The 10,770-nt window shown below is 72.2% G+C and carries 10 protein-coding genes; 9 read left to right on the forward strand and 1 reads right to left on the reverse strand.

From position 1 onward, the window contains the following. From Q0A33_RS11080 to Q0A33_RS11115, 8 genes are all read left to right on the forward strand, one after another. A partial coding sequence (locus tag Q0A33_RS11080; RefSeq protein WP_291796342.1) for an MBL fold metallo-hydrolase occupies nt 1–636 on the forward strand: 636 nt, incomplete at its 5' end. After that, nucleotides 633–1,382, forward strand: coding sequence for a ribonuclease PH (gene rph, locus Q0A33_RS11085; protein WP_291796344.1), 750 nt, complete (start codon nt 633–635; stop codon nt 1,380–1,382). The genes Q0A33_RS11080 and rph, both read left to right, overlap by 4 nt. Then, nucleotides 1,379–2,017: an RdgB/HAM1 family non-canonical purine NTP pyrophosphatase gene (rdgB, locus tag Q0A33_RS11090; protein ID WP_291796347.1), complete on the forward strand. Its 639-nt coding sequence runs from the start codon at nt 1,379–1,381 to the stop codon at nt 2,015–2,017. The genes rph and rdgB overlap by 4 nt, the downstream gene beginning before the upstream one ends. Nucleotides 2,018–2,192: 175 nt before the next feature. Further along, the gene (locus Q0A33_RS11095) at nt 2,193–3,710 is read left to right on the forward strand and encodes an ABC transporter substrate-binding protein (RefSeq protein WP_291796350.1); all 1,518 of its coding nucleotides are present in this window, start codon (nt 2,193–2,195) and stop codon (nt 3,708–3,710) included. Between the two features lies 1 nt (nt 3,711). Next, on the forward strand, nt 3,712–4,656 hold the full coding sequence (locus Q0A33_RS11100; RefSeq protein WP_291796353.1) for an ABC transporter permease: 945 nt from the start codon (nt 3,712–3,714) through the stop codon (nt 4,654–4,656). After that, nucleotides 4,653–5,492, forward strand: a complete 840-nt coding sequence (locus tag Q0A33_RS11105) for an ABC transporter permease (RefSeq protein ID WP_291796357.1) — start codon at nt 4,653–4,655, stop codon at nt 5,490–5,492. Before Q0A33_RS11100 ends, Q0A33_RS11105 begins: the two co-directional genes overlap by 4 nt. After that, the gene (locus tag Q0A33_RS11110; RefSeq protein ID WP_291796360.1) at nt 5,489–7,444 is read left to right on the forward strand and encodes an ABC transporter ATP-binding protein; all 1,956 of its coding nucleotides are present in this window, start codon (nt 5,489–5,491) and stop codon (nt 7,442–7,444) included. Before Q0A33_RS11105 ends, Q0A33_RS11110 begins: the two co-directional genes overlap by 4 nt. Nucleotides 7,445–7,473: 29 nt before the next feature. Beyond that, complete coding sequence (locus Q0A33_RS11115; RefSeq protein ID WP_291796362.1) at nt 7,474–8,910, forward strand: amidase; 1,437 nt, start codon at nt 7,474–7,476, stop codon at nt 8,908–8,910. 47 nt (nt 8,911–8,957) lie between these two features. Here Q0A33_RS11115 and Q0A33_RS11120 read toward each other — a convergent pair whose 3' ends face one another. Then, nucleotides 8,958–10,214 carry a hypothetical protein gene (locus Q0A33_RS11120; RefSeq protein ID WP_291796365.1) on the reverse strand — a complete coding sequence of 419 codons (1,257 nt, stop codon included), beginning with the start codon at nt 10,212–10,214 and terminating at the stop codon, nt 8,958–8,960. Nucleotides 10,215–10,400: 186 nt separating this feature from the next. Between Q0A33_RS11120 and Q0A33_RS11125 the strand changes: the two genes are divergently transcribed. Next, the coding region (locus tag Q0A33_RS11125) for a hypothetical protein (protein ID WP_291796368.1) at nt 10,401–10,770 on the forward strand (370 nt) is incomplete at its 3' end.

Genomic DNA, 10,770 nt, shown 5'->3' on the forward strand with positions numbered 1-10,770 from the left:
CACCCCACGGACCTCACCGCCACCTTCGACTTCCGCGACATGCGCGAGGACGAGGCCTTCACCGTGGGCGGAGTGCGCTTCGAGCCGTTCCTCGTCGAGCACCCCGTGGAGTGCTACGCCCTGCGCCTCACCGGCCCCGAGGGCGAGGTGCTGACGTACTCCGGCGACACGGACACCTGCCCCGGTCTGCTCCGCGCGGCTGACCGCGCGGACCTCTTCCTCTGCGAAGCGGCCTACGAGGAGGAGCGGGACAGCGTGCGCGGCGTCCACCTCACGGGCAGGCGCGCCGGCGAGGCCGCCGCGTCCGCCGGGGCCGGCAGCCTCGTGCTCACGCACATCCCGCCCTGGACCCGCGAGCACATCGTCGCGGCGGAGGCCGCCGGCGCCTTCGCGGGACCGGTGAGCATCGCACGACCGGGCGGGACCTGGGCCATCGGTCCGGGCGCGGTCGGCGCAGGACCCGCGGTGTCCCCCGGGAAGGGTGCCGCAGCCCCGGAGGATGCCGCGCCCCCGGCCGCCGCACCGCAGATCACATCACCCGCCTCCGCCGAGCCGGTGCACGCCTCGGCCGACGGCGCCGGCTCACGGATCGGATCGCCTGCCTCCGCGCAGGCAGAGAGGAAGGACACACCATGACGACTCCCCGCTTCGACGGACGCGCGGTCGACCAGCTCCGGGAGGTGCGCATCACCCGTGACTGGCTCGACTACGCTGAGGGGAGCGTGCTGGTGGAGTTCGGCCGCACCCGCGTGCTCTGCGCCGCCTCCCTCTCCGAGGGCGTGCCGCGCTGGATGAAGGGCTCCGGCAACGGCTGGGTGACCGGCGAGTACGCGATGCTCCCGCGCGCCACCCACACCCGTTCCTCCCGCGAGTCCGTCAAGGGCAAGGTGGGCGGCCGCACCCATGAGATCTCCCGTCTGGTGGGCCGCAGCCTCCGCGCCGTCGTGGACATGACGAAGCTCGGCGAGAACACGCTGCAGCTCGACTGTGACGTCCTGCAGGCCGACGGCGGCACCCGCACGGCCGCGATCACCGGCGCCTACGTCGCGATGGCCGATGCGATCGACACCGGCCGGCGCCGTGGCTGGATCCCCGCTGCGGTGGACCCGCTCACGGATTCCGTCTCCGCCGTGAGCGTGGGGATCGTCGACGGCCGGCCCGTCCTGGACCTGCCCTACGAGGAGGACTCGCAGGCGGAGACGGACATGAACGTCGTGATGACCGGCTCGGGCCGCTTCGTCGAGGTGCAGGGCACCGCGGAGGGACAGCCGTTCGACCGCGGTGAGCTGGGGAGCCTGCTCGACCTCGCGCAGAAGGGCTGCGCGGAGCTGGCGGCTCTGCAGCGGGATGCCCTCTCCGCGCCGAGGAGGGCGCAGCGTTGACGCCGCTGACCGAGGTGGTGCTCGCGACCCGCAACGAGGGCAAGCGCGCGGAGCTCGAGGCGCTGCTCGCACTCACGCTGGGGACGGACGGCGGCGATGCCGCGGTGCGCGTGCGCTCCGCGGCTGAGCTCGGCCTGCCGGACGTGGTGGAGGACGGGGTGACCTTCGAGGAGAACGCCCTCCTCAAGGCCCGCTCCGCCGCCCGGATCACCGGGCTGCCCGCGATGGCCGACGACTCGGGCCTGGCGGTGGAGGTGCTGGGCGGGGCACCGGGCATCTTCTCCGCGCGCTGGTCCGGCACCCACGGCGACGACGCGGCGAACAACGCCCTGCTGCTCGCCCAGCTGGCGGATGTGCCGGATGCGCATCGCGGCGCCGCGTTCGTCTGCGCCGCCGCCTACGTCCACCCCGACGGCACGGAGATCGTGTGCCACGGACGGTTCCGGGGCCGTCTCCTGCGGGCGCCGCGGGGAGAGAACGGGTTCGGCTACGATCCCCTGTTCCTCCCGGACGGCGAGGAGCGGACCGCGGCGGAGCTCGCACCGGAGGAGAAGAACCGGATCTCCCACCGTGCACTGGCCTTCCGGGCGCTCGCGGACCGTCTTCGGACCTCGGGCGCCGCGGACGGCCGCTGAGGGACCGGCCTCAGGGGTCGCCGCCCGCCCCGGCCCCGGCCGCCCCGTGGCCGGCGAGCCCGCCGGCATCCCGGATCGCGGCCGCGCCGTCCCTGTCCGCACCAGCCGCTACACTGTGGCGTGACCCACACATGAGACAGTCCTGCCGGGCAGGACGACGGACCGCAGGAGAACAATGTCCCGTCTGACGACCCTCACCGCGACCCTGGCCGCCGTCGGGCTGCTGGCCGCCGGCTGCAGCGCCGGGAGCGGCAGCACCGGCACCGCCGCGGGTGAAGGGCGCACGGACATCGTCGTGGCCCACACCGCGGAGCCCACCAACCTCGACTTCACCACGACCTCGGGCGCGGCCATCCCGCAGGCGCTCATGGAGAACGTCTACGAGTCCCTCGTGCGGATCGACCAGAACGGCGAGGTGCAGCCTGCGCTCGCGGACTCGTGGGAGCTCAGCGACGACCGTCTCACCTACACCTTCGCCCTCGACCCGGACGCGACCTTCTCCAACGGGGATCCGGTGACGGCGGAGGACGTGAAGTTCTCCTACGAGCGAGTGGTCTCCGACGAGTGGACGAACGCGCTGGGCGCCAAGATGGACATCATCGACTCCATCGAGACCCCGGACGAGCACACGGTCGCCATCACCCTGGAGCGCCCCTCCAACAGCTGGCTGTTCGAGCTCGCCTCGCTGGTGGGGGCGGTCTTCTCCCCGGACGGGGTGGACGACCTGGCGAACACCGCCGTGGGCAGCGGCCCCTACGAGGTCGAATCCTTCACCCGCGGTCAGGAGCTCGTCTTCGCCAAGCGCGACGACTACGCGGGCTCCAATCCCGGTGACCTGGAGACGGTCACCTTCCGGTACTTCGCGGACGCCGTCGCCGCGGCCAACGCCCTCAAGTCCGGGCAGGTCGACGTGATCGGGAACCTCCAGGCACCCGAACTCACCGAGGAGTTCGAGGCCGACGACGCCACGCAGGTCATCGAGGGCACGACCAACGGCGAGGTGGTGCTGTCGATGAACAACGCCGAGGGCCTCTTCTCCGATCAGCGCGTCCGTGAGGCCGTGCTCCACGGCATCGACGAACAGGCGGTCCTCGACACCGCGTGGGGCGGCAAGGGCACGCTGATCGGCGGCATGGTCCCGCCCACGGACCCCTACTACGAGGACCTCACGGACGTGTGGCCCACGGACGTGGAGAAGGCCAGGGAGCTCATCGACGAGGCCGGGGCGGAGGGAGAGTCCTTCACCTTCACGGTCCCCTCGCTGCCCTACGCCCAGGCCTCGGCGGAGATCGTCGCCGCGCAGCTGAAGGAGATCGGTCTGAACGCGCAGATCGAGACGCAGGAGTTCCCGGCGGTCTGGATCGAGCAGACCATGACGGAGAAGTCCTACGACATGAGCGTCGTCAACCACGCGGAGGCCCGTGACATCCTCACGGTGTTCGGCGAGGGCTACTACACCGGCTACGACTCCAGCCGCATCGAGGACACCGCGCTCGCCGCGGATGAGGGCACGGAGGAGGAGTACACCGAGGGGATGAAGGACGTGGCCCGCACGATCACGGAGGACGCCGCGGCCGGGTTCCTCTTCCTCTTCCCCAACCTCATCGTCGCGGACGCCGGTGTGACGGGCCTGCCGGAGAACATGGTCTCCGACGCCTTCGCGATCGCCCAGCTGGGCTGGTCCGAGGGCTGAGGTGGCGGCACTCCTCAACCGGCTCCTGCAGTTCCTGCTGACGGTGTGGGCGGCCACCGTGGTCGTGTTCGCCCTCATGCAGGTGCTGCCGGGCAATGCCGCGCAGGTGGCCGCGGGTCTTCACGCCACACCCGAGGACGTGGCCCGGATCGAGGCGGAGTTCGGCCTCGACCGGCCGCTGCCGGTGCAGTACCTCGACTGGGTCGCAGGCATGCTCCGCGGCGACTTCGGTGTCTCCTACGTCACGCATGCGCCCATCACCCCGCTCATCGCCGACAGCATCCAGGTGACGCTCATCCTCGTGGTGACCTCCATGGCGGTGGCGCTGCTGCTGGCGGTCCCGCTGGGCAGCATCGCCGCGCTGCTGCGGGGGAAGCCGCTGGGAGCGCTGCTCTCCGGGCTGAGCCAGGTGGGCGTCGCCGTCCCCAACTTCCTCGCCGCGATCCTCCTGGTCATGCTCTTCTCGCTGGGGCTGGGCTGGTTCCCCTCCTCCGGCTGGCAGGCGCCCATCGAGGGCATGGGGGGCTTCCTCTCCCACCTCGTGCTGCCGGTGTTCGCCCTGGCGCTCGTGCAGGCCGCGATCCTCACCCGCTACGTGCGCTCCGCCGTGCTGGAGGTCCTCCGTGAGGACTTCCTCCGCACGGCGCGGGCCAAGGGGCGCACGGCATGGAGTGCCCTGCTGACCCACGGTCTGCGCAACGCCGCGATCCCGGTCGTGACGGTCGCCGGCGTCCAGCTGGCGACGCTGCTGGTGGGAGCCGTGGTCGTGGAACAGGTGTTCGTGCTGCCGGGGATCGGCTCCGAGCTCATCCGTGCGGTGCAGAACCGCGATCTGCTCACGGTCCAGGCCATCGTCATGGTGCTCGTGGTCATGGTGCTCGTGCTCAACCTCCTCATCGACCTCCTGTACTCGGTCCTGGACCCGCGCGTGAGGAGCGGGGCATGAGCGGCGGGCGCACGGTGCGGAAGGCGGACCTCACCCTCGTGACCGGCGGCGTGCTCGTGGGGATCGTGGTGCTCCTCGCCCTCGTCTCCTTCGTCTGGACGCCCTACGACTACGCGGCTCCGCAGCCGCAGGACCGGCTCGAGGGCATGAGCGCGGCTCACCTCTTCGGCACGGACCGGTACGGCCGCGACACCCTCACGTGGATCATGATGGGCGCACGCATCACCCTGCTGGTGGGGCTCGTGGCCGTGGCGATCGCACTCGTGGTCGGGGTGCCCCTGGGAGTGCTCGCGGGGATGACGCGCGTCCGCTGGCTCTCCGGATTCATCATGCGCGGCAGCGATCTGCTCCTGGCCTTCCCCGCGCTGCTGCTCGCGATCGTGTTCTCCGCCGTGTTCGGCCCCGGCACCGGCCCCGCCATGTGCGCGCTGGGCATCGCCGCGATCCCCGCCTTCGCGCGAGTGGCGCGTTCGGGCACCATGCAGATCATGAGCCGGGAGTTCGTCGCGGCCGCGCGGACCGCCAATCGCTCCACCTGGGCGATCGCGCTCACGCACGTGCTGCCCAACATCGGCGGGCTCGTGGTGGTGCAGGCCTCCGTGGCGTTCGCGCTCTCCGTCCTGGCGGAGGCGGGACTGTCGTTCCTGGGGCTGGGCACCCAGCCGCCCACGCCGTCCTGGGGGAGGATGCTGCAGGAGTCCCAGCAGTTCCTCGGGACGGCGCCGGAGCTGGCGATCTTCCCGGGCGTGTTCATCGCGGTGGCGGTGCTGGGGTTCAATCTGCTGGGGGACGGTCTGCGGGACCGTCTGGATCCGACTCTCCGGGGGAGAGAATGAGCGAGCACATGCAGACGAGCGCGCCGCTGCTCACGGTTTCGGACCTCACGATCGGCACGCGTGCGCGCACCCTCGTGGAACCGCTGTCGTTCTCGATCGGCGCGGGGGAGCGGGTGGGTCTCATCGGCGAGTCGGGTTCCGGCAAGTCGCTGACCTCGTCCGCCGTCATGGGTCTGCTGGCCCCGGAGCTCTCCGCCGCCGGCAGCGTGGAGCTCGCGGGGGAGGACGGCAACCTCCTGGACCTCGACGAGCGGGCGCTCGCCCGTCTGCGCGGACGCCGCATGGGCATGGTCTTCCAGGAGCCGATGAGCGCCCTCAACCCGCTCATGCGCGTGGGTGCGCAGGTGGCCGAGGTGATGACCCTCCACGGCACTGCACGCGGTGCCGCCGCGATGTCCCGGGCGGTGGATCTGCTCGACCAGGTGCGGCTGCCGGATCCGGCCCAGGCGGCGAGGGCCTACCCCCATCAGCTCTCCGGCGGTCAGCGCCAGCGCGTCATGCTCGCGATGGCGCTGGCGAACTCCCCGGACCTGCTGGTGGCGGACGAGCCCACCACCGCGCTGGACGTGACGGTGCAGGCGGCGGTGCTGGACCTCATCGACGAACAGATCGCCGCGCGCGGCACGGGTCTGCTGTTCATCACGCACGACCTCGCGGTGGTGGCGCGCGTCTGCGAGCGCGTGCTCGTCATGCACTCCGGGCGCGTGGTGGAGCAGGGCACCGTGGAGCAGATCTTCACGGACCCGCAGCACGCCTACACGCGCGGTCTGCTCGCCGCGAGCGACCTCAGTGCCACGGACGCCCGCGGGCGTCTCTTCACCATCCGGACCGCGTCCGAGTACGGCGGCCCGCTCGCGCAGCAGGAGCGACCCGCCGGACAGGCCGCACCCGGGTCACAGGATCCCGGCGAGGACCGGGACCGCCTCGCACGGCACGGGGAGGACCCGGCTGCGTCGGACGAGCCCGCTCCTGGGGACGGGTCTGCCATGAGAGACCGGTCTGTTCCCGGGGACGAGTCTGTTCCCGAGGACGGGCTTGCTCCCGAGGACGGGCCGCCCACCGGGGGGCCGCCCACCGGGGACCTGCCCACCGGGGACCGGTCCGCCGAGGAGGAGGCGCCCGTCCCGGCGGACGAGGCGGCCTCGGGCACGGGGCCCCGCCCTCTCATCGAGGTGCGCGGCCTCACCAAGACCTATGTGCGCCGGGCGGGACTGCTGCGGCGGCAGGAGGTGCTCGCTCTGCGGGGCATCGACGTGTCCGTGCGCCCGGGCGGCAGACTGGGCGTGGTGGGGGAGTCCGGCTCCGGCAAGACGACGCTGCTCTCGATCCTCGCAGGCCTCCTGCCCGCCACCGCCGGGACCGTACGGGTGGGGGACGTCGAGGTCGATCCCCGCGACACCGCCGGACTGAGCGCCATGCGGCGCGACCTCCAGGTGGTCTTCCAGGATCCCTTCGCCTCCCTCGACCCCCGGATGACCACCCGTGAGATCGTCACGGAACCGCTGCGCTCACAGGGTGTGGGGCACGCGGAGCGCGCCGCCCGTGCCGCAGAGGTGATCGAGGCGGTGGGCCTGGACGCGGAGGCCCTCGGCCGGTACCCGCACCAGTTCTCCGGCGGCCAGCGGCAGCGCATCTCGATCGCCCGCGCGCTCGTGTGCCGTCCCCGCATCCTCGTGGCGGACGAACCCGTCTCCGCCCTCGACGTCTCCGTGCGCGCTCAGGTGCTCAACCTGCTCTCCGATCTCGTCGACGAGTACGGTCTCACCCTCGTGTTCGTCTCCCACGACCTGGGCGTGGTCCGGCACCTCTGCGACGAGGTGGTGGTCATGCGTGCGGGCGAGGTCGTGGAGGCCGGTCCCGTCGACGCCGTCTACGACCGTCCGCAGGAGGAGTACACGCGCGCGCTCGTCGCGGCGACGCCCACCCTCGCCGGCGCCCTCGCACGCAGCTGAAGCGGCCCCTCGACGAAAGGCAGCGAAGAATGCACACCCACACACCCGCGTCCCACGGCCTCGCGGACCTCGGCACCGCAGAACTCGTCGCCGGGTACCGCAGCGGCGCGTTCACCCCCGTCGAGGTGCTGGAGGCCGTGCGCCGGCGGGTCGAGGAGCGCGAGCCCACTGTGCACGCTCTCTGGGCCGGCGATCTCGACGACGGCTCCGCCGCCTGGGCGGCAGCGGAGGAGGCCGGCAGGCGCTATGCCGCAGGCACGCCGCGCGGTCCCCTTGACGGGGTGCCGGTGACGGTGAAGGAGAACATCGCCCGGAAGGGCGTGGCGAAGCCGGCCGGTCATGCGGCCGGGGTGCCGCCGGTGGCGGAGGCGGACGCTCCCATCGTCGCCCGGCTCCACGAGGCCGGTGCCGTGCTCTTCTCCTCCACGGTCATGCCGGACTGGGGCATGCTCTCCTCCGGCGTCTCCTCCCGTCACGGGATCACCCGTTCTCCGCTGGACCCCACGCTCACCACGGGCGGCTCCTCCTCCGGTGCCGGCGCCGCGGCGGCAGCCGGCTACGGCCCCGTCCACATCGGCTCGGACATCGGCGGCTCCATCCGCCTGCCCGGCACCTGGCTGGGGCTCGCCACGCTCAAGCCCAGCTTCGGCCGCGTGCCGCTGGACGCGCCCTACCTCGGGCGCTGCGCGGGTCCGCTGGCCCGCCGTGTGTCGGACCTCCGCGCGGCGATGCAGGTGATCGGCAGGCCGGACGTCCGCGACGTCTCCGAGCTCCCGCCCTACCACGGCGACTACTCCCGCCCGCTGTCCGCGGCCCCGGGGCCTGCGCAGGCCCCGGGCTCACGGCCCGCCTCGCTGGAGGGCGTGCGGATCGCGTGGCACACGGACGCCGGCTGCGGCGCGAGCACGGATCCGGAGGTCGCAGAGGTGGTCGTGCGGACGGCGGAGCTGCTCCGCGACGCGGGAGCCGAGCTCACGGAGATCCCGCCCTTCATGGACCCCGGTCTGCTCGCCGACGTCGACAGGTTCTGGCGGGTGCGCTCCTGGGGAGACCTCCGGGCGCTGCCCGTCGAGGAGCAGCACAGGATCCTGCCGCACGTGGCGCAGTGGTGCCAGGCCGGTGCGGACGTGAGCGGGGTGGAGGTGCTGCGGTGCTACCACTCCATCCAGCAGATGCGGGAGGTCGCGATCGCCGCGACAGCGGCCTACGACTTCGTGCTCTCCCCGGTGGCGCCGATGGCCGCCTTCCCGGCCGAGCAGCCGATGCCCTTCCTCGACCCGAGCGTGCCCATGACCCACATCGGCTTCACGGTGCCGTACACCATGTCCGAGCAGCCCGCGGCGACCGTGGACGCGGGAGCCACCGCGGACGGCCGGCGCGTGGGCGTCCAGCTGGCCGGGCGCCGGTTCGACGATGCCGGCGTGCTCAGCCTCGCGGAGGTCCTGGAGGGTCTGCTGAGCGGCTAGGGTCTGCCGGGAGGCTCCGCATGCCCGCAGGCCTGCGGAGCCGCCGCTCAGCCGTTCGTGAGGAAGTCGATGACGATCTTGTCGTCCTCGATCTTCGTCGTGCCGGAGGGGCCCAGGTCCGCCTCGAGCTGGTACTCGTCGCCGTTCTCCGCCTCGACGACGGCCTCCACCTTCCCGCGCTTGCCGTCCTCGGTGTAGAAGGAGCCGGTGGCGACCAGCCCGAGCGAGGACACCGTGACGGTGGGCTTCTCCTTGAGGTCGAAGTCGACGCCGTCCTTCTTGAGCGTGTCGAACTTCTCCTTCTCGTCCTCCGTGGCGAAGGCGTCGCGGGAGAAGAACCCGCAGTCGGTCTCGAGCTTCTCCGAGTCCACGCACTTCTCCAGTGCGGCGTCGACGGCCTTCTGCACGTCCTCGGCGTAGGCCTTGTTGGTGTGGATGGTCACGTCCAGCGGTGCCGGCTGCGGCTCCGGCGTCTCCGAGAAGCCCAGCGAGATCGTCGACTCCGCAGGTTCGGTGTACTTCGTCTCCGCCACCGCCGCGCGATAGGTCCCGGGCATCACTGCGTACTCGGTGGCTCCGGACTGCAGGGACACGTCCACGTCGTTGACGGTGGTGCCGTCCGTCTGCACGAGGTCGAGCGTGAGGGTCTGCAGGACCGGAGCGTTCAGCGTCCACTCGTCGAAGAAGAGACCCGTCCGCCCGGTCCGCGTCGCCGTGAGCGGCAGCTCGTAGCTCTGCCCGTCCACGCTGTAGGCGGCGGTGAGCGTGGCGGAATCCCCGTCGATCCGGGGCTCGGAGACGGAGACCTCTTCGATGCTCTCCGCCGCGGCCCGTGCGATCTCCGGGTCGAGCAGTGTCGTGTCCGCGCCGTTGGGCACCTGCGGCTCCGCGATCGCCTGCGCGGCATCGAGATCCCCGTCGGCCACCGCGTCCATGTACTTCTGGGCCACCACGTCCGGCCCGTACTCGGACCGGTTGACGTTCCTCACCGTGAGGATGCCCACCACCACGAGGACGAGGACGACTCCGACGGCGCACAGGGAGAGGATGAGCGGCAGCCGGCGCTTCCTCTCCCCGCGGGAGCCCCGCCGGGTCTCCGGGGCGGCCTGGGCTCCGGTGGGGCCGGTGCCCGCGTATCCGGGAGCGGGCGCAGGCTGGGGCACCCCGTCCGGGCCGGAGCCCGGGGGCGGTCCCGAGGCGGCTCCCGGGCTGAAGTCCGCAGGCGGGACGGGACCGGATCCCGGGGGCGGAGAGCCCGGCGGCGGCTGCTGCGGCATCGGTGGGAACTGATCATGGGAGCTCATCGGAGGACGCTCACCTTCATGACGGGGACGGGCACGGTGTTCAAGCTACCACCCGGCCGCGGACCCCCGCCTGCTGTGACGGCCGCGACGCCGGTGTGTCGAGGACCCTCTCAGCACTCGGGAGCGGGGAAGATGGGCTCGATGTCTCCTGCACCTGAACCTTCCCCCTCCCTCAGCCGCCACCCTGTGACGATCGGCGCCCTCGAATCCCTGCGCGCCTTCGTCGTCACGGCCTGTCTCGCCCTCATCGTCGCGACGGCGGCCTGGTTCGTCGCTCTCGCTCAGCAGCAGCCGCTCAGCGTCGTCCCCGTGTGGGCCGGCACTCTCGTGGGCACCGCCGCGGGCTGGGCGACCGAGGCCCCGCCCGCTCTGCCTCCCACCCTCCTCACCGTGGGCCTCGTCGTGCTGCTGGGACAGGCGTTCGGCCGCACGCGCAGGGCACTGGCGGTGAACGCGGACCTGGCCCGCGCCGGGCGCCTGCCCGCTTCCCCGCACGCGTTCCTGTGGGGCATCTCCACCGGCGAGGGCGCGAGCGTCGAGATGGTGGCGGTGAGCG

Source organism: Brevibacterium sp. (genome assembly GCF_022712115.1).
Taxonomy (GTDB): Bacteria; Actinomycetota; Actinomycetes; order Actinomycetales; family Brevibacteriaceae; genus Brevibacterium; species Brevibacterium salitolerans.

Bases quoted from the DNA above. Each gene is read 5' to 3' on its own strand.
- rph (WP_291796344.1), top strand. From the start codon at position 633: ATGACGACTCCCCGCTTCGACGGACGCGCGGTCGACCAGCTCCGGGAG.
- Q0A33_RS11115 (WP_291796362.1), top strand. From the start codon at position 7,474: ATGCACACCCACACACCCGCGTCCCACGGCCTCGCGGACCTCGGCACC.
- Q0A33_RS11095 (WP_291796350.1), top strand. From the start codon at position 2,193: ATGTCCCGTCTGACGACCCTCACCGCGACCCTGGCCGCCGTCGGGCTG.
- Q0A33_RS11120 (WP_291796365.1), bottom strand. From the start codon at position 10,214: ATGAGCTCCCATGATCAGTTCCCACCGATGCCGCAGCAGCCGCCGCCG.
- Q0A33_RS11105 (WP_291796357.1), top strand. From the start codon at position 4,653: ATGAGCGGCGGGCGCACGGTGCGGAAGGCGGACCTCACCCTCGTGACC.
- Q0A33_RS11110 (WP_291796360.1), top strand. From the start codon at position 5,489: ATGAGCGAGCACATGCAGACGAGCGCGCCGCTGCTCACGGTTTCGGAC.